Genomic DNA, 18,950 nt, shown 5'->3' on the forward strand with positions numbered 1-18,950 from the left:
TAAAAGGGTATGGATATGAAGAATATGGATTTATCACAAGGCAATATCAGAAAACTGGTGGTACAGACTGCAATCCCCATGGTTGTCGCACAGTTTGTCAGCATGCTCTACAATATTGTTGACCGGATTTTCGTGGGAAGGATACCGGAAATTGGAGCAGTCGCCCTGGGCGGCATCGGGATCTATCTGCCGATTAATATTATATTTATGGCAGTCAGCCTGCTGTTTGGAGGAGGGGGAGCACCCCAGGCTGCCATTGCCCTGGGGGCCGGAGACAGGAAAAAGGCAGAAAAATATCTTGGCTGCTGTTTTCTTCCTCTGATTATGTCGGGCCTGGCCTTTGGCTTGTGTCTGTTTTTGTTTGGAAAACAGATTTTACCCTGGTTTGGCGCGACCGGGGCAAACCTTCCCTATGCGGTCCAATATGTCAAGATTATCTGCCTTGGGATTCCCTTTTCCATGGTGATAACGGGTATGAATATTTTTATCAATACCCAGGGGAAAACACTTGTTGGTATGATTTCCGTTATAATCGGTGCGGTGATTAATATTGTATTAGATGCCGTGTTTATTCTGATCCTGGATATGGGAGTCGCTGGAGCTGCGTGGGCTACCGTGGCAGGTCAGGCGGTATCCGCAGCCTGGGTGATCGGCTATCTGATATCCTCACATTCGATGATTCGCCTGAGAAAATGCAGCCTGATTCCTGATAAGCAGACGCTTGGCAGTATTGTGACATTAGGGATTTCTAATTTTATTACAACCGGAGCAGAAAGTCTTGTCAATATTATTTTAAATCATTCTCTGAGAAAATATGGTGCGGCTGCGCTTACCGGGTATGCCATTGATGGTGCGACGCTTGCGATCTCGGTTGGAACGATTGTCACTGCGACCTCGTCCTTTATAAGGCAGCCGGTCAATGGCTTTTGCCAGGGCCTGCAGCCGGTCATAAGCTATAATTACGGTGCAGGGAAGCAAGAGCGGGTCCGGCAGGCCATTAAGTGTTCTATTTTTATTACGACCGCTTATGCTGCGGTTCTTTGGTTATTTCTGATGGCTGTACCCGGAAGCTTTTCCCGGATGTTTACAGAGAGCGGGGAGGTGATCGCCGTCTTCAGAAATCTGATTCGTATTTATGTTTTTGGCATGTTGTTTTCCGGTGTTCAGTCTACTCTGATTCAGTCCTTTATTGCCAGAGGAATGAAAAAACAATCCCTGCTTGTATCAGCGTTCAGTAAATGCTTGTATATACCATTTCTTTTGATTCTTCCGATATTGGTAAAACCGGTTTACCGTTTGCTGGCAATCTATGGAGCACAGGCAATCACGGATGTAATAGGGGTGTTGTTTATTGTAATACTCTACAGACGGGAACAAAAAAAAGAGAGATACTTGCATTCGATGTGTTAGCTCTATTTCCTGGAAATATACACCGTGTCATATTGCTTTAAGTTTACTGCATGATATAGTAAATCACTTGGCGCTATAAATAAAGCCGGAACTTACTTTACATTTACCCAGGACAATTACTATATGAGGGGAAACGGGTTCTGGCTGTCCCAGCTGATTCCATTTTTCATCTATACCATTAATGTAGCGATGATCTTGCGGTACAGACGTTTTATGCAGAAAAAGGACGTATCATTTCTGCAGTCCTATGTGGCCGTACTTTTGATTTCCGAAGCAGTGCAGATGATGAATTACGGTATTGCACTGATGAATACGGGCACTACACTGGTGCTTTTGCTTGTTTTTATCAATATACAGCTGGAGAGGGAACTGGTCATCAGCCGACAGGAAGCAGAGCTGGCAGCATCCCGAATAGATATCATGCTAAGTCAGATCCAGCCTCATTTTCTATATAATACTTTGACGACAATACGACAGCTCTGTGAAGTGGACCCAATGGCTGCCAAGGAAGCTATAAGGGATTTCTCACATTTTTTGCGCGCCAATATGAGTTCTCTGACCAATAAATCGCCGATTCCCTTTGCCCAGGAACTGACTCACGTGAAGCATTATCTCAATCTGGAAAAGCAGCGGTTTCAGGAACGGTTGAATGTTGTCTATGACATTCGGACGGAAAATTTTGTAATTCCCCCGCTGACGCTGCAGCCCATTGTGGAAAATGCGGTGCGGCATGGAATTATGATGCGTGAAGAGGGCGGTACAGTGGCCATCTGTACTAGTAAAACAGAGTTTTCCTATATTGTGACGATACATGATGATGGAATCGGTTTCGACACCGAAGCTCCCTTGTCTGGTGACAGGTCACATATGGGGATTGCCAATGTACAAAACAGGCTGCAGACGATGTGCGGAGGGACATTAAAGATAGAAAGTATTCCTGGAACAGGAACTACGGTGACTTTTACCATTTAAAGGGAGGAGAAGTATCATGCGCTTTTAAGCGGTGGATGATGAGCCTATGGCGCTTAAGGATATAGTTGATGCGCTTCGGGAGGCAGTGCCCGGATGTGAAGTGGCGGCTTTTCCCAAAGTGAGTGAAACATTGGAATATGTGCGGTATGCGGCTGTTGATGCGGCTTTTTTGGATATCGAACTGGGGCATTCGACAGGTCTTGTTTTGGCAAAGGATCTTAAAGATATACAACCAGATATCCATATTATTTTTGTGACCAGTTTCCAGCAGTACGCATATGAGGCCATACAGCTTCATGCCACGGGATATCTGATGAAACCCGCTCTCACAGCCGATATATTGCGGGAGTTGACTTTCCTCTACGGCAGCAGAGCTGTACAAAAGAGAATTCAGGTACAGACCTTTGGCGGATTTCAGGTTTTTGTAGACGGAATCCCTCTTGTCTTTTCCCGGGCAAAATCAAAAGAACTTTTGGCTTATCTGGTAAAGCGGCATGGCAATGCGGTTACGACTCCGCAGGCATGCGCCTTGCTGTGGGAAGATAACCCATATAACAGGAAGCAGAAAAATTACTATCAGGTGGTACTCCTGGATTTACGCACGACCTTAAGCAGAGCAGGGATTGAGGATATCATAGTGCACAGCCGCAACAGCCTTGCCGTTGATATTACCCGGTTTGACTGTGACAGCTATCAATTTCTGGATGGTGATCCCCGCGCTGTCAACAGTTAACACCACGATTATCTCTGTGATTACAGCTGGGCGGAAGACATGACTGGTCTGTTTGAAAAAAATTAAAAGGGGCCGCAGAGCCCCTTTTGGAGCGGTGGAAAAGGCTGAAGAACAGTTGGAGCTTCAGGCGTGGGACGATGAACAGGAGAGCCTCCTAATATATTCTACAGCAATGAGCATAAAGCTGTCTGTTTTATAGGAACCTATAAGACAGGCAGCTCTTTTGCTGCCATGAACAAGGAAAATATACCAGATTCGCATAGATAATCAAATGATATTCGTATTTACATTGCATGCATACGCAAAGAGTGATACAATAAAACTATACCCAACATGAGCAGGGTAAAGCTTTGGAGCAAATTTCGGCCTTTTAAGAAGTTATTTTATACTGGAGGACAGGGATGGAAAAAAACAATGAGCTGAATGAACTGATTTACGAATACTACAAATCGCGTATCCTCTTTGGTATATACAGGTACGGTGAACAATTGAAGTCAGTCCCCCAAATTTGTGCTTCATTCCGGCTGGCCAGGAATACCGTACAAATTGCGTTTAACAGGCTGGAAAAGGATGGCTATATAAAAACAGAAAAACGGAAAGTGGCCAGGGTTGCTTATCAGGGATCGGAGGAACTGTTCAGAGAAAATGTTGTAAGGTATTTTGCTCTGCGCAGGGAGGGAATACTGGACGTTCAATTTAGTGGTAATCTCATGTTTTCATCAATATGGGAAAAGGGTATTCAGAATATAAAACTGGGTATGCAAAATCCAACCGGGGAGGCGGATCCGGTGGGGAAAGCCGCATCAGAGCCAATCGGGCTGTATATTGACGTTCTGAATACATTTCATAATGAATTAATGCTTGGCCTTTTTTGGCAAAGCATGCGTTATATCAGCTATTTCTATCCCCCGAGAAATGACAGGAAGGCGAATTATGCAGTGGAAGATTTGTTATCCGTGGAGAAGGCAAAACGCCTGAAACAGGAAACAGATGCCTATTATTTAAACATCTATTTGGGTATTCTGGATTTTATTGAGACGAATCGTGAAACGTATCATCTGGAGCATGAGGCTCAGATTCCGTTTACATGGGCAATTTACCGGCAGCGGCCGCAGATGCGTTATACGCTGGCCTCCACCATAATCCGTGAGATTCTATGGGAGGTTTACCCGGTTGGCAGCTATCTGCCCTCACTGCCCAGGATGGCGGAGCGGTATGACGTTTCTTTGATTACAGTACGCCGAACTCTGGAGGTACTGAATTCACTTGGGATAACTAAGACTTATATGGGAGTTGGAACAAAGGTCTGTCTGGAATCCGTTGATATGGATATTATGGGCAGGTCTGAAATCCGGGAAAACCTGCGCCTTCATGGCGAGGCTATGCAAATACTGGCTTTGACGGTTCGCAGCGTGACTCACTATACATTGGAATCGGCTAAGGGAGAGAGGAAGGAGAAACTGCTGCAAACCATAAGTATGCTGCGTGATAAAAATAACAGCATACTTTGCATTGATGTTCTTATGAATTTCATCTCCAGTGAATGCCCCTCAGCATCGATACGGGAAATCTATGAAAAATTGAGGGAACTTGTGGCATGGGGGTACATTTTTTCTGCTGTCCTGATGGGAACCGGACAGCCAGAAGTTCATTTGCATGATTTCATCTGCCAGTTAGAAAATGCTTTGCAAGCTGACAATTCAGGATTATTTGCAGACCTGTGGCAGTCGTTTATAGAGGAGAGGCTGAATTACTTCTATAAAAAGTTCCCTTTGTGGAATGCCTCACGGGACGCCGTGGCTGCAGCGCGGGATACTTTGGAGTGAAACAAAATGATCACCAGGAGGGAATTATGCTGGAACATATACGGAATATGAAATTAAGGGCCAGGCTGTTATTATCGTATGCAGTGATTATCGTTATATGCCTGGCGGCAAGTATCGCGGCGCTGTTTATGCTGAATAAAATCGGTAATAACCTGTCTTCCTTCTACAACAATAATTATACCGCTACGGTTAACGTGTGGATCGCGAAGCGGGAGATGCAGGCTGCGCGGTCAGATATTCTGAATGCCATATTAGATTTGGACATGGACGATACGAACGAAAATGTAGCAAAAGCAAACAGCCATCTTGGAAATATGCGTGCGGCCTTCCCTGTAATCCGAAAGTCATTCAAGGGAGATATTGCACTCGTGGATCAGGTTGATTCGCTGTTAGAGCAGGCTGTCGTATATCGTGACCGGGTATTTGAACTGATTGATTCAGAGAAACGTGCGGAAGCCTATCAGGTCATGAAATTAAATTATATTCCGCTTCTGAACCAGATGTCGGATACTCTTCAGATGATAGCAGATGCAGCTGGCCAGAATGCAAAGCTTATGGTGGCGGAGGGGGAGCACGCGCAGACCGCTGCAATTGTCATAGTGATTATAATCATGGTTTTAAGTATCGTGTCAGCATTATTGTTTGGACTTTATATTTCCAATGGTATACGCAGGCCTGTAAATGAAATCGAGCTTGCTGCCCAAAAGCTGGCCGTGGGAGAGTTGGATGGAGCATTTGTTGCCTATACTTCAGAAGACGAACTGGGGAAGATGTCGGACAGCATACGCGATCTGATCAGCTATCAGAAGACGATCATTGAGGATATCAGTGGTATACTTGGCTCCATGGCGGAAGGGGATTTTAATGTCCAATCAAAAGTGAAAGAATACTACAGAGGGCAGTATAACCGTATCTTAGTTTCCATGAGGGGGCTTCGCGATAACCTTAACCGTATCCTTTTGCAGATGGGCCATTCGGCAAAACAGGTAGCAGATGGAAGCAAACAGGTATCTGCGGGAGCTCAGGCACTTGCCCAGGGGGCGGCAGAGCAGGCCGGTTCGGTGGAAGAACTTGCAGCAGTCGTACATAATGTATCTGATCGTGTAAGCGAAACAGCGGAAAATGCAAGCGGTGCGCGTGTCCAGACGGAACAGGCAGGTGTACAGGTTTCCATGAGCAGTAAAAAGATGCAGGAAATGATTGAAGCCATGAATGTAATCAGCGAAAAGTCCAGTCAGATTCATCATATTATAAAGACAATTGAGGACATTGCATTTCAAACAAATATTCTGGCTTTAAATGCTTCGGTGGAAGCTGCAAGGGCAGGTGAGGCTGGGGCGGGATTTGCAGTTGTTGCAAGAGAAATTCGCGATCTGGCGGACCGGACATCGAAAGCATCTAAAAATACAACGGTATTAATTAAGGAATCAGCAGCTGCGGTTGAAGAAGGAGAAAAAACAGCCTGCGAAGCAGCTGGTTCACTGATGCAGGTCGTGGAAAGTACAAAGCAGGTGGTAATGACAGTGGACAAGATAGCAGCCGCAGCAAATTATCAAAGGGAAGCTATTTCACATATTACAACAGAAGTGGGACAGATATCGGATGTAGTGCAGAGCAACACCGCAACTTCAGTTGAATTGGCTGCTGCCAGTGAAGAACTTTCCTCACAGGCGCAGGTACTGGAAGAGTTGGTAAGCCAGTTTGAACTGTATGGATAAACCGTTTCTTTCCCCATATGGCGGGCTGAAGAAATACGATGAAGTGTATCTGGACTGACGGAGCATTTCAGGGGAATGGAGGAGGTTATGAAAAGAGGTAACAAGTACCGGGCGATAGCTTTTATTATAGCGACATTGGTCGTTTTATCGCTTGCGGTCTGTGTCTACATGAAACAACTTACCAAAACAACGGATGCTTCGGTTGTCGCTTCGATGCAGGAATTATCCAGGCACGATATGCAGAATATTCAAAGCGAATTGGAAAACTCTTGGGACTCCCTGTCTGCAGTTTACACCAGAACGATGACTAGCCAATGCGCGAGTATACAGGATGTTTGCAGACGTTTAAATTTAGAGCAGATTTCAAATATATTTAATACAATTTATTTGGTAGATTCTGATGGAAACACCTACTCCAGCTCGAATGTGATAAAAAATGAAAAGGAAAAAGAGTTCGTGTCGCCTCTGCTTTTCGATCAAGATAAAATTGTCATGCGCTATGACAATTTGGACATTTTGGAAACGCTCACAGAAAGTCTCGTCTATGGAGTTCGGGGAGAACCCTTTGAGGTGGATGGGACACAGTTTATCGGGATCATCGGCTTTTCAAAGATCAGCCTGATGGAGGATCGCCTAAAAATAGACAGCTTTGATGGGCGGGGATATACCGGAATCATTGACATAGACGGAAATTACGTTGTCAACCGGGACCGCAGCGCAGGAATAGGGAAAATAGACAACTATTTTGAACAGCTGCAGAATCGTGCTGGTCTATCGAAAAAGGAAGTTTCAGATATTATCACCCGAATAGGGCAGGGAGAGGAGTTCCTGCTGCACTTCGATTATATTGATCAGGGAGCGCAGGTGGTATCCTTTATCCCAATGCCCGGTACGACATGGAGTATCGTACTGACGGTTCCTCGGGAAGTGTTCCGTGAACAGACTCAGCAGTTTATACTCATGACAGTTGTGATGCTTGTGGTCGTTGTGATGGTACTGTGCTTAATGATGTTTGTTATTGTCCGTATTTCCCTGATTTCCGCGACGGCAAGAGCGGAAGCAAAATCCCGTGGGGAGTTTCTTTCAAATATGAGCCACGAGATCCGCACGCCGCTCAACGGAATCATCGGTCTGATCCATCTGATGCAGCAGAACATTGGGGATACTGAACGGATGACAGGATATCTTAGAAAAATTGATTCAACTGCGAAATACCTGCTCTCACTTGTCAACGACATTCTGGATATGTCAAAACTTCAATCTGACAAAATGGTATTGGTGCCAAAGCCGTTTTCTGTTAATGAGCTGGTTTCTACGACGGAATCCCTGATGCGCAGTCCTATGGAAGATAAGGGGATTGACTTCCGGGTAGAAACCGACATTATCTGTTCCGGCCTTGTTGGAGACGATATAAGGATTGAACAGATCCTCGTCAATATTCTGGGAAATGCGGTTAAATTTACACCGGAGGGCGGCCGTGTCACTATGCGGGTATTCCAGTCAGCGGAAGCCGGAGGAATATTGACGACCTATCAGGTAGAAGACACCGGCTGCGGCATGAGCGAAGAGTTCCGGCAAAAGATATTTGATCCGTTTAGCCAGGAACGCAGTGGTATTTCCCAGGGCAGACAGGGGACTGGTCTTGGCATGTCCATCAGTTCGCTGCTGGCGAAGCAAATGGGAGGAACACTGGCCGTGACAAGCCGGCCTGGCGAAGGAAGCTGCTTTACCTTTACTTTGATGTCAGAGACTGCCCCTGAAGATTTTGCTGGTGCTGCTGTGGCGGATCACGCACATCAAGACCAGGAAAGAGAGAAAAAACCACATATTCTGGTAGCTGAGGATAATGATTTAAATGCGGAAATCCTTATGGAAATCCTGGATACGTTTGGATTTACCGCAGTCCGGGCTTCGGATGGGGGCGAGGCAGTTGAACTGTTTGAAAAATCTCAGCCATATGAGTTTGATATTATCCTGATGGATGTGCAAATGCCTGTGCGAAACGGCTATGAGGCGACAAAGCTCATCCGCAGGCTAAATCGTCCAGACGCAAAGACAGTTATTATTTATGCCTGTACAGCCAATACATTTAGAGAAGATCAGGTCAAGGCGAGGGAAATTGGAATGGACGGCTTCATTGCAAAACCAATCGACGTAAACAAGCTGATGCAGAAGCTTGGATTAGGAAAAAGAGGGGAGAAGAGATGAAACATTGGAGACGGATTGCCGCGGGGGGAATACTCTTTGTTATGCTTATGGGGATACTTACCGGGTGCAAAACACAGGAGGCAGAAAAGAGGCAGATTACACTGAAAGTAAAGCTTCCGCCACTAACGGTAGCCAATGCCGACACGGGCATTACTGATTCCTATGAAGTATTAAACAGGGCAGGCGAGGCATTCGCCGCCCAGTACACAGATTACGATGTCAAAGTGGAGGTTGTAAAGTTCGGCTACACGGAGGAGGATGAATATATTACCGGCTGCTTTGATACGGATGATGCGGTGGACATTCTGCTTGAAGGCTATTTTAACATGGCAGGATATATTCATACGGGCCGCGTGGTGCCGCTGGACGACATTATCACGGAGGAAATGCGGGCAGATGTTGATGATGCGCTCTGGAAGATGAGCCAGGCAGACGGTAAGACGTATATGCTGCCCTATTACAGCCTTCAAAATACGCTGATTTATAACAAGGATCTGTTCCGTCAATGCGGACTGGCGGAGTATATTGGAGTGGATGGCGCGATACAGAGCTGGACGCCGGAGGAATGGGAGCACATCCTGTCCACATTGGCTGCTCATCTGTCTGATATGACCTATCCCATGCTGATGTACGCCAAGAACGACCAGGGAGACACGCATATCATGACTTTACTGCGCAGCAAGGGTAGTCACTTCTTTGACGAAAATGGCCGTTTTAATCTCAATACGGAAGAGGGAATTGCCGCTCTGCAGTGGATTGCGGATTCCTATAAAAAGGGCTATTTTCCAGCCGGCTGTGAGAATCTGGAGATTGTTGACTGCAGCGATCTGTTTACCAATAACCAGCTTGCCATATACATGGCAAACAGCGCCACGCTGCCCAGTATGGACATGAGCTTGACAGGAACGGCCAATTTCCCCAGTCCGGATGGGAAAGGATATAATACATCGTTTGTCACCGGCTTCGAGATTTTTGACAATGGCGACACGGACAAGGTCCAGGCCGCCAAGGATTTCCTGCGTTATTTCATGTCTGATGAGGAACTCATGAATTACGCACAGATTGGAATCCCTGCCAGCAACGCCACTGCAGAACGTGTGAGCAAGCACATTTTTATGCAGGAGGCCTATACTGCGAACACAGCCAACACGGTGGATTTCACCGCCAACAACCCAAACTGGCGCGGTGTGCGCGACGTATTCTACACGCATATCCACAAGCTGCTTGCCGGGACCATAACGCCCGAGGAGGCAGCCGAGGCGCTTGATGCGGATTGTAATGCGGCGATTGAGACAGGATGGAAGAACAGTAAACTGCACGAATAAGATTTTGGGAAGATTAGAACTTCTTTGAGAATACCGCAATCATGCCTGTATTCCACTGATAATAGAAAATATTGAAAAAAGGAAGAAGCGAAAAACCTGAGGTCTTTCGCTTCTTTTTCAACCGTTATGAAAAAGGGAAGCTGCACAGTAGACGAGTAAAATTGCCATAACTGTATTTACCAGCCTTGTGTGTTTCGAGAAGAACTTACAGAATGCGGCTCCAAACAGTGCCCAGACAAAAGATCCGGAGGCGCCGATGAGGGAAAGCAGAATCGTAAATCCGGTCAATCCCTGGATCGAATGACAGACTGGCAGGATATAGAGCGACATAGCCGTGATTGCATAGATATAGATTTTAGGATTGGCAAATTGCAGTATCATGCCGGAAATAAAACTGGCCTCCTTTCCGCCGTCTGTATGTAAATCCGCAGAACTTTTCCAGACCTTCCATGCGAGATACAGCATATAAGCGGCGCCCAGAATCTGCATGCCTGTTTTTACTCTGGGGAGATACGAATAGAGCGTTGCACTGAATGCAGTACAGACAGCCATGACTACGCTGAATCCGGCCAGTATACCGAGATTAAACCGAATGCTCCGGCGAAATCCCAGCCGTATGGCGTTGCTCATGGAAAGCAGATTGTTGGCACCTGGTGTATAGGCGGTTATAAAACAGTAGATTAGAAAATCATATAAATGGAACATCTCATCCCTTCTTTCTTTTAGAGCCTATTTGAATAGTGATAAATACCCGCTTATGAAAATCACAAGCACAATAACCGGCAGGACGCAGCTTATGTATTTCCTGGCAAAGCCAGGATATGGCAGGCCTTTTCCAATGGAGGCTTCTTTGAAAAATTGATTCCAGCCCCAGCCATAACGCCGGGTGCAGAACAAAAGGAATACCAGACTTCCCAGTGGAAGCAGGTTATTGCTTAAAATGAAATCCTCCAAATCAAGAATACTGGTTCCCTCCCCCAGCGGCTGAAAGCCTTTCCAGATATTGAAACCGAAAATGCATGGCAGGGACAGCAGCAGAAGCAGTATAAGGTTGACGGAAACTGATTTTTTTCGGCTGCATCCGGTCAGATCCATCCCGTAAGTAACAATATTTTCGATCACCGCGATAACGGTGGAAATGGCAGCAAACACCATGAAGAGGAAAAAGAGGCTGCCCCAGAGACGACCGCCGCTCATGACATTAAAAATATTCGGCAGGGTAATGAACAGGAGATTTGGTCCGCTGTCCGGCGCTACCCCAAAGCTGAAGCAGGCCGGAAAGATAATCAACCCCGCCAGAAGTGCGACCGCGGTGTCCAGGATCCCCATGTAAAGGGCATCGCTGGTTAGGGAATGGCTCTTGTCGATGCGGCTTCCAAATACGGACAGTGTGCCGATTCCGATGCTGAGTGTAAAAAACGCCTGCCCCATAGCTGCAAAGATACATTCCTGTACTCCAATTTTCTGTATGGTTCCAAAGTCAGGATACAGGTAATAACGCAGCCCTGTTTCCGCATTGGGAAGCATGACGGACTTGACGGCCAGAATGAGCAGAAGGCAAAAAAGAAGCGACATCATGATTTTTGTGACACGCTCCACTCCCTTTTGCAGACCGACAGCGCAAATACCGAACGAGAGAACAATTACAAAAAAGGAACAGAGAATCATGGATAGGGGGCTGCTTAGTAAATTTGAGAATACATGGCCAATCTCATCTGAGGTGAGTCCCTGAAAATCCCCCTTCACCATCTTGAAAAAGTAGTAGAGCAGCCAGCCGCTGATTACCGTATAAAACATCATGAGCAGATAGTTCCCAATGATGGTTGCATACTTAAATAAGTGCCATTTTGTGCCCTTGGGTTCCAGAATATTGAAGGACTGCGCGGTACTGCGCTGACTGGCTCTGCCTACCGCAAATTCCATTACGACAACCGGCAGGCCCAGTATGACCAGGAAAATCAAATAAATGATAACAAAGGATGCCCCTCCATACTTTCCTGTAATATAAGGAAAACGCCAGATATTTCCAAGACCGATAGAGCAGGCCGCTGTGATTAAAATAAATCCCAGACGCGATGAGAAATGTTCTCGTTTCATAATTAGAATGATTCCTTTCCTATTTACAAACTGATAGTAAAATAGTATAATGATACAAAATGATTAATATATTGCACTAGTGTGATATAATAGTACATCTTGTGCGATATATTGTCAATAGAAAGGAGCGATATTTTTGGATTCGATGAATACAATCGTTGCTAAAAATATGAAACGGCTGCGGGAAGAAAACAAATTAAGTATGGATGAGCTTGCAAAGCTTAGCGGCGTCAGCAAGAGTATGCTTGCTCAGATTGAGCGCGGAGATGGAAATCCGACGATATCTACATTATGGAAAATTTCAAATGGAATGAAGGTGCCTTTTGACGCCCTGACAGTCCGTCCCAAGAGTCTTTATGAAATTGTGAAAACCTCAGAGATTCAGCCGCTGCTGGAAGACGGCGGAAAGGTGAAAAACTACTCTCTTTTTCCAGACGATGAGAACCGGAGATTTGCCGTGTATTATCTGGAGCTGGACAGGGAGAGCTATTGGGAGTCGGAACCTCATCTAAAGGGAACAACCGAATTTATCACGATCTTTGCGGGGAAAATTGAAATTTGTGCCGATGGTCACAAGTTTGAAGTTGAGAAAGGCGAAAGCATCCGGTTTAAGGCCGATACCGTCCATTCCTATAAGAATATTGGAGATGAACAGGTGATTTTGCATATGATTTTGTATAATCCGTAACTGGATGACCGTGCCGTTGACAGATGCACCGAATAGAAAAATACAGGAGAGCTGATCGGGAAAGAAGAATCATTATTACATTAAAGCTTCTGGCTTTGAGGTACAATTCTCCATAGTCATGAGAATCTGTTTTTTTTGTCGTTCTGTCCTTTATTTTGAGGACAGACATGGTGCAAGGTTTGAGTTCTTTATGGATAGGCATACCCAGGTTCGAAACTTTTTGAACCTGGGTATAATTTATGGAGAAAATAATATTATGGATGATGTTCAGAATAATCAGATGGCAGAGCATAAATAAACATCATTGTATTTTTGTACAATATGAATTAATATAATACGGAAGAGGGTAACCAGCTATGAGGAGGTGTTTATCTTGAATCCATATATTTTGTTTTATATTACAGGCATAAAAAACATTGCCATTAGCGGTGAGAATCATTCATTTCCTGTTGAAAACCAGGGTTCTATTGTTTCAATCGATGTTTTGATGAAAAAATATTGTTTAGAGGGAATAAAAGTATGGTTTTCCGAAGATACATTCATTGATCAGGTGATGAAAGAGAACGCTTATCAGTTGGTGGAGTTGTTTTTAATAAATATCATCGGAAAACTGAATGCAGTGGTTGACAAATTTACAATTCAGGAAAATCAAATCTATAATCCAAACGAAGTGAATAAAGATGGGATTTTCACTGCAAGAACAACTATTGGTATTGAATGCAGTACTTTGGCAATTCCCATATATTCAATTGAGCAATTTTCCAAAATATTCTCTGGCATCCCCTCCGATTCTGAAAAGAGAGACAGACTCCTGGTATTCAGCAGCATAATGAAGATCGAGAATATAGCAATTCGTTACCTGATACAATACGAGTTTCTTATGTCCTTGGTATCGGCCAAGCACAGGCAGAAGGACGTAACGGACTATATTAATCATATATTTAATCCATCCGATCCTACTCATACAATTGGCTTTCATCAGACTCGACGCCCTGGGAAAACATTTAGCGAAGATGATATTACCTATCTTAGAAACATACTTGCACATAATGATTCGAATGCAATTCCAGAAAAAATTAATCAAATTATTTCTGGTATGAGTCAGGCAATTAATGAGGTGATTTTTTTCTGTTTAGATACAACTCCTTAACCTTACTACTGGCAAACCAATTCAGTCTGCGGGTGTGCCAGTACGCTGCTGACGGGCATATTCTTTGAGACCCGCCATATCCCCTTTTAAGTAGAGTTTTTCCACTTCCCGATTGTATCCCACGACAATTTCGCGGTGCTTCTCCATAAACTGCTGCAAAATATAATCTACTGCCGTTTCGCTTATGGAGATGGTACCTCCTTTATGGTTTGCATAGTGCAAAATCAAGGAGGTATTTGTTTTTATGACGGCATTTACCTGTGTTACTGTTTTATGTGCCCAAATCACCTCTTGAATCGGTATCACATTTGCATAACAGGGGCCATTGATACATTCGATGATATATTTCTCATCCATACGGCACCAGTCTCGCAGCTGTTCACCGCTTTCCCAGGTTTTTTTGAGCCGCTCCACCGTAGCATCCGGCTGCTGTGTGGTGTTGGCATATCTTCTAAGGCTTTTTACAAATATTTTTTCAGGGTCCTCCTTAATCTTGCAGCACAGTGCAGCAGATGAAAGGATTAAAATAATAGCGCTGAAGATTTCCCCATACAATTTCATGTCTTCGGAGGTTATGCTGCTTCCTTTCACCAATAATTGGGCGAAGCTAAATAAATCTAAGCAGAAAATGATAAACAAAGCGGCTCCAATGGCCAAGGTTAAGATCATCAGCATAATCATTTTTTTGTTATTTCTTTTCCAGTTTTCATACATTTGATTTCCTCCATAATCCATTTCGTTTTTTTATATTTATCTGCCGATTCCCCAGCTCACAGCCGCCAGGTGATATACCACATAGTTTCCCTTTAATATGTCCTGCTCCAGGTCGTTTGCTGTAATAAAGATAATCGCAGAATCGGATTTTTTCTGTATTTCCTGACAGATCTCCCAGCCGGTGCTGTCTGGAAGATTCACGTCCAGGATCGACAAGTAATACTTGCTTCATGGAAAACTGCCCTTTCCTTATATTTATCATACAGTCCTGTCATAGTTTTAACATAAGGAAGAGCTGTATGTAAAGAATATGCCGTGAAAGGGTGTGGAAATGTAATGAATAGGAGAGGAGTGGAACAAGGGGCTGGAATATTCGCACGGATAATTTTGATATTGATTCAGGCATTGACTGCCGTGGTATGAAAAGTACAGTAAACACACGAATATTTATAGAATGATTACATCCCGGAGATTCTCCTACATGGAATCTTTATTCTGTCATGATGTAGAATGTAGGCAGCCAGAAAGGGGAAAACAATAGTAAGCTTCATCGCATCGCATTGCACTGCTCAGCAGCAGCGTAATTCGGCTATTTTACAAAAACGAAGAGGTACTGTAAGGAGGTTCCAATCATGAAGACAATGGGTTTTATAAACAGCCATAAGGAAAATGAAAACAGGATTGCACTTCTTCCCTGCCATATGAATGAGCTGGGAAAGGAAGCCGCATACATGTTCTTTGAGCGGGGCTATGCAAGTAAGTTGGGAATACCCGATCAGGAGTATGAGAAAATGGGAGCCTCAATTTCTACCAGAGAGGAAATTCTGCAAAAATGTGATATTATCTGTGATCTTAAGGCCGGTGATGCGGAATATCTGGGTGAACTTAGGGAAGGAACCACAATTTTCGGGTGGGTTCACCCTCATGTGGATCCCGATATGAAGAAACTTCTGCTGGACAGGAAGCTAAGGGTATATGCCTGGGAAGAGATGCTGGAGAACAGTACCCAGATTTTTTACAGAAATAGTATTCTTGCAGGCGAGGCATCGGTCCTCCATGGCTGTTTAAGCTATGGAATCCTGATGGAAGGAAAAAGGGCCGCTATACTGGGACGGGGCAATACAGCCATGGGAGCGTATAAGATGCTTGTCTCAAATGCTGCATTGACTACTGTGTACGGACGCAGACAGGAACAACAGTTCAGGAAAGAAATGGAACAGTTTGATATCATCGTAAATGCTGTGTTGTGGGACCCGGAACGCAGGGATCATATCCTGTTCAGGGAAGACTTAAAAAAACTAAAAAAAGATGCACTTTTGATTGATGTAAGCTGCGATGAACATGGCGCCATTGAGACTTCCCGCCCGACGACAACGGATAATCCCATCTATAGGGAGGAGGGCGTTGCGCATTACTGCCTGGACCATTCCCCAAGCCTGTTTTACAGGAGTGCTTCCGAGTTTATTAGTGAAAAGGTATCATTATTCATAAAACCGCTTGTATGGGAAAGAGAGGACCGGGTGCTGGAGGGCTCAAGAGTGATCGACGGCGGGAAGATGATTCTGAAGGAAAGCTGCCGTTAAGTGCGGCGGAATAGAAAGATGGATTACATTCATTGAAAGGAAAGGCGGATCATTATGGAGGCAACTGCGATTTCTCTGATTCCTCCCCTGATTGTTATATTGCTGGTTATTGCGACCAGAAGGGTGGTCATTTCCATATCTGCCGGTATTATTGCCGGCGCGTTTATTCTGTGTAACTTTCAGCCGGGGGAAACGGTTGAGGCTGTGGTGGGTTCGGCATCACGCATTTTCTATACGGCTGGAAACTGGAATACAGATAATATACTGTTGGTGCTCTTTATTCTGGGACTTGGTATGCTTACGGCATACATTGACAAAAATGGCGGGACCATCGGTTTCGCGAGGTGGGCTCAAAAGCGAGTGAAAAATGCAGCTATGGCCCAACTTTTAGCGGTTGTGCTGGGAATTATCATATTCATAGATGATTATTTTAATGCACTGACTGTGGGGGAGGTCTCCAGAAGTCTGACTGACCGCTATAAGGTCTCCAGGGAAAAACTGGCGTATATTATTGACTCTACCAGCGCGCCGGTGTGTTCGATCTGTCCGCTGTCCAGCTGGGGAGCCTATATTATTGCATTGTTTGCTGTTATATTGCCGGGGACAGCGGCACCGTTAAACCAGTTTATAGGGACGATTCCTTATAATTTTTATGCGATTTTTTCGCTGGCTGTCGTATTGATCAGCGCCATATGGAATATCAATCTTGGCAGAATGAATGATGCTTCATCCATTCAGTCAGACGTTAAGCCGTTAGATGACACCCACGAAAAGCATGCTTCCGATCTGGTTATGCCTATCAGTATACTCGTGGTTGTAAGTGTGGGGACCATGTATATAACGGGGCGCATTTTCTCCGGTTCCCGGAATATTTTTGAGATACTTCAGCATGCCTCCACTTATCTGTCATTGTGTGCGGGATGTGCCGCAGGTCTTGGATGGGCAGTTTACAGATACTGGCATTTTCATGGAAAGGAACTGTTTTCCACTGCATTTTCCGGTATAAAAAAGGTTGCCGGAGCTACCACCGCCCTCCTGTTTGCCTGGGTGCTGATTGATATCATAGGTATGTTAGAGCCGGGAGCATACTTATCTGGCCTTCTGATTGAGTATCAGATTTCTTCCCAGCTGCTGCCGTGTTTACTGTTCCTTTTTTCAGCGGTGATGGCGCTGGCGACCGGTTTTTCCTGGGGAGTGTTCGGAATCATGCTTCCCATCAGTGTGCAGATGGCTTCCAGCCTCGGGGTGGGGGATACAATGCTTTACTGCTGCCTGGGGGCTGTGCTTTCGGGAGCTGTTTTCGGAGATCATTGTTCTCCTATATCAGATACGACCATACTGTCCAGTACGGGTGCTCAATGTGTTCATATTGACCATGTGGTATCCCAACTGCCCTATGCCATTTTTTCAGCAGCCGTAGCCGCTGCGGGCTTCCTGGTAATGGGCTTTACAGGCAGTCTTGGCGCGGCCTTCCTACTTCAGACCGGTATATTGGCCGTAGTCACACTTCTGTTCCTGACTAAGCGGAGACACAGGAGTTCTCTGTGGCTTTCCAGATCTGCTGTTGATTTGTAGATAATCAGGCGAAACGGAGGATGCAGTTTTTATTCTGCATCCTCCGTTCGTAATTTTATAGGAAACAATAGGACTGACAGGGAAATCTGTCTGTATTACCCGATTAATTCATCAATTTCCATTTTGCCGCTGGTTCTGCTTTTGAAAGCTTTGCCCCCGAACGCTGTAAGGCAGGCATACAGGAACATCCAGAACGGGATGGCGAACGACTGCCGCCTCCACCTGAAAGACTTCGCGAAGCGTCTCCGGTGTGATTACACTCTCTGGCGGACCTGCGCAGTGCTTTTTTCCATCCTTGACGGCCACCAGGTAATCGGAAAACATGATGGCATGATTCAAGTCATGCAGGACCATAACCACAGTAACGTTCTGTTCCGAATTCAATCTTTGCAGGAGCTGCAGTATCTCTAATTGATGTGAAATATCCAGATATGTAGTTGGTTCGTCTAAAAATAATATGTCTGTTTTTTGCGCCAGTGCCATCGCGATCCATCCGCGCTGACGCTGCCCGCCGGACAGCTGATCCATTTCCCGGTCAGCAAGCTCTGTCATGCCTGTACTGGATAAAGCCCATCGGACGATTTCCCGATCCTTCTGCGTAAGTCCCGATAATTTATTTCTGTAAGGGAAACGTCCATATTCAGCTAAGTCGTTTACTGTGATCCCCGAAGGTGTCTGCGCACCCTGCGGAAGGAGCGCCAGTTTCTGGGCCACCAGCTTAGTCGGCATGCTGTGAATGGACTGCCCATCCAAACAGGCCGTACCAGACAACGGCGTAATCAGACGGGACATGGTTTTTAAAATCGTCGATTTGCCGGAGCCATTGGAGCCGATCAGCGTCGTTATTTTGCCGGCGGGTATCTCCAGATCGATATCCCGGAACACTGTGACACCGCTGTAACCGGCGGACAATTTGTCTGTTGTAATACAGGATTTCATGATTGATTCACC

Annotated in this window: 16 protein-coding genes; 11 read left to right on the plus strand and 5 right to left on the minus strand. The window is 45.2% G+C overall.

From position 1 onward, the window contains the following. Window positions 1-15: 15 nt before the first annotated feature. The 7 genes from H8S80_RS05070 to H8S80_RS05100 all read left to right on the plus strand — a co-directional run bounded on the left by H8S80_RS05070 (window position 16) and on the right by H8S80_RS05100 (window position 10,192). The gene (locus H8S80_RS05070; RefSeq protein WP_181987861.1) at window positions 16-1,410 is read left to right on the plus strand and encodes an MATE family efflux transporter; all 1,395 of its coding nucleotides are present in this window, start codon (window positions 16-18) and stop codon (window positions 1,408-1,410) included. Window positions 1,411-1,533: 123 nt separating this feature from the next. Beyond that, window positions 1,534-2,382, plus strand: coding sequence for a sensor histidine kinase (locus H8S80_RS05075; protein WP_117630422.1), 849 nt, complete (start codon window positions 1,534-1,536; stop codon window positions 2,380-2,382). 31 nt (window positions 2,383-2,413) lie between these two features. Further along, window positions 2,414-3,115, plus strand: coding sequence for a response regulator (locus H8S80_RS05080; RefSeq protein ID WP_117630423.1), 702 nt, complete (start codon window positions 2,414-2,416; stop codon window positions 3,113-3,115). A 401-nt stretch (window positions 3,116-3,516) separates the two neighbouring features. Continuing rightward, window positions 3,517-4,941 carry a helix-turn-helix domain-containing protein gene (locus H8S80_RS05085; RefSeq protein ID WP_117630424.1) on the plus strand — a complete coding sequence of 475 codons (1,425 nt, stop codon included), beginning with the start codon at window positions 3,517-3,519 and terminating at the stop codon, window positions 4,939-4,941. Between the two features lie 26 nt (window positions 4,942-4,967). Further along, the gene (locus H8S80_RS05090; RefSeq protein WP_117630425.1) at window positions 4,968-6,659 is read left to right on the plus strand and encodes a methyl-accepting chemotaxis protein; all 1,692 of its coding nucleotides are present in this window, start codon (window positions 4,968-4,970) and stop codon (window positions 6,657-6,659) included. Window positions 6,660-6,746: 87 nt separating this feature from the next. Beyond that, window positions 6,747-8,867, plus strand: coding sequence for a hybrid sensor histidine kinase/response regulator (locus H8S80_RS05095; protein ID WP_117630426.1), 2,121 nt, complete (start codon window positions 6,747-6,749; stop codon window positions 8,865-8,867). Beyond that, a complete protein-coding gene (locus H8S80_RS05100; protein ID WP_117630427.1) occupies window positions 8,864-10,192 on the plus strand; it encodes an ABC transporter substrate-binding protein in 1,329 nt (442 codons plus the stop codon). Before H8S80_RS05095 ends, H8S80_RS05100 begins: the two co-directional genes overlap by 4 nt. 117 nt (window positions 10,193-10,309) lie before the next feature. On the opposite strand, the gene H8S80_RS05105 is transcribed toward H8S80_RS05100, so the two are convergent. Both H8S80_RS05105 and H8S80_RS05110 read right to left on the minus strand, forming a co-directional pair. Beyond that, the gene (locus tag H8S80_RS05105) at window positions 10,310-10,897 is read right to left on the minus strand and encodes a LysE family transporter (protein ID WP_117630428.1); all 588 of its coding nucleotides are present in this window, start codon (window positions 10,895-10,897) and stop codon (window positions 10,310-10,312) included. Window positions 10,898-10,921: 24 nt separating this feature from the next. Continuing rightward, complete coding sequence (locus H8S80_RS05110; protein WP_117630429.1) at window positions 10,922-12,289, minus strand: sodium-dependent transporter; 1,368 nt, start codon at window positions 12,287-12,289, stop codon at window positions 10,922-10,924. Window positions 12,290-12,425: 136 nt separating this feature from the next. On the opposite strand from H8S80_RS05110, the gene H8S80_RS05115 reads away from it, so the two are divergent. Together H8S80_RS05115 and H8S80_RS05120 are read left to right on the plus strand one after the other, a co-directional pair. Next, entirely contained in the window at window positions 12,426-12,977 is a 552-nt protein-coding gene (locus H8S80_RS05115) for a helix-turn-helix domain-containing protein (protein WP_002599911.1), read from the plus strand. A 373-nt stretch (window positions 12,978-13,350) separates the two neighbouring features. Continuing rightward, window positions 13,351-14,127, plus strand: a complete 777-nt coding sequence (locus H8S80_RS05120; RefSeq protein ID WP_025530764.1) for a hypothetical protein — start codon at window positions 13,351-13,353, stop codon at window positions 14,125-14,127. 21 nt (window positions 14,128-14,148) lie between these two features. On the opposite strand, the gene H8S80_RS05125 is transcribed toward H8S80_RS05120, so the two are convergent. After that, on the minus strand, window positions 14,149-14,841 hold the full coding sequence (locus H8S80_RS05125; RefSeq protein ID WP_243007814.1) for a DUF6709 family protein: 693 nt from the start codon (window positions 14,839-14,841) through the stop codon (window positions 14,149-14,151). Between the two features lie 36 nt (window positions 14,842-14,877). Then, window positions 14,878-15,057, minus strand: coding sequence for a response regulator (locus tag H8S80_RS05130; protein ID WP_117630430.1), 180 nt, complete (start codon window positions 15,055-15,057; stop codon window positions 14,878-14,880). 416 nt (window positions 15,058-15,473) lie between these two features. Here H8S80_RS05130 and H8S80_RS05135 point away from each other — a divergent pair, with 416 nt between their 5' ends. Continuing rightward, window positions 15,474-16,424: a Rossmann-fold NAD(P)-binding domain-containing protein gene (locus H8S80_RS05135; protein WP_117630431.1), complete on the plus strand. Its 951-nt coding sequence runs from the start codon at window positions 15,474-15,476 to the stop codon at window positions 16,422-16,424. A 54-nt stretch (window positions 16,425-16,478) separates the two neighbouring features. Next, complete coding sequence (locus H8S80_RS05140; protein WP_002599907.1) at window positions 16,479-17,999, plus strand: Na+/H+ antiporter NhaC family protein; 1,521 nt, start codon at window positions 16,479-16,481, stop codon at window positions 17,997-17,999. Window positions 18,000-18,110: 111 nt separating this feature from the next. Here H8S80_RS05140 and H8S80_RS05145 read toward each other — a convergent pair whose 3' ends face one another. After that, the gene (locus H8S80_RS05145) at window positions 18,111-18,938 is read right to left on the minus strand and encodes an ABC transporter ATP-binding protein (RefSeq protein WP_117630432.1); all 828 of its coding nucleotides are present in this window, start codon (window positions 18,936-18,938) and stop codon (window positions 18,111-18,113) included. Window positions 18,939-18,950: the final 12 nt, after the last annotated feature.

Source organism: Hungatella sp. L36 (assembly GCF_014288035.1).

Coding starts and splice junctions, on each gene's coding strand:
- H8S80_RS05070 (WP_181987861.1), top strand. CDS start 16: ATGAAGAATATGGATTTATCACAAGGCAATATCAGAAAACTGGTGGTA.
- H8S80_RS05075 (WP_117630422.1), top strand. CDS start 1,534: ATGAGGGGAAACGGGTTCTGGCTGTCCCAGCTGATTCCATTTTTCATC.
- H8S80_RS05085 (WP_117630424.1), top strand. CDS start 3,517: ATGGAAAAAAACAATGAGCTGAATGAACTGATTTACGAATACTACAAA.
- H8S80_RS05090 (WP_117630425.1), top strand. CDS start 4,968: ATGCTGGAACATATACGGAATATGAAATTAAGGGCCAGGCTGTTATTA.
- H8S80_RS05095 (WP_117630426.1), top strand. CDS start 6,747: ATGAAAAGAGGTAACAAGTACCGGGCGATAGCTTTTATTATAGCGACA.
- H8S80_RS05100 (WP_117630427.1), top strand. CDS start 8,864: ATGAAACATTGGAGACGGATTGCCGCGGGGGGAATACTCTTTGTTATG.
- H8S80_RS05105 (WP_117630428.1), bottom strand. CDS start 10,897: ATGTTCCATTTATATGATTTTCTAATCTACTGTTTTATAACCGCCTAT.
- H8S80_RS05110 (WP_117630429.1), bottom strand. CDS start 12,289: ATGAAACGAGAACATTTCTCATCGCGTCTGGGATTTATTTTAATCACA.
- H8S80_RS05125 (WP_243007814.1), bottom strand. CDS start 14,841: ATGTATGAAAACTGGAAAAGAAATAACAAAAAAATGATTATGCTGATG.
- H8S80_RS05135 (WP_117630431.1), top strand. CDS start 15,474: ATGAAGACAATGGGTTTTATAAACAGCCATAAGGAAAATGAAAACAGG.
- H8S80_RS05140 (WP_002599907.1), top strand. CDS start 16,479: ATGGAGGCAACTGCGATTTCTCTGATTCCTCCCCTGATTGTTATATTG.
- H8S80_RS05145 (WP_117630432.1), bottom strand. CDS start 18,938: ATGAAATCCTGTATTACAACAGACAAATTGTCCGCCGGTTACAGCGGT.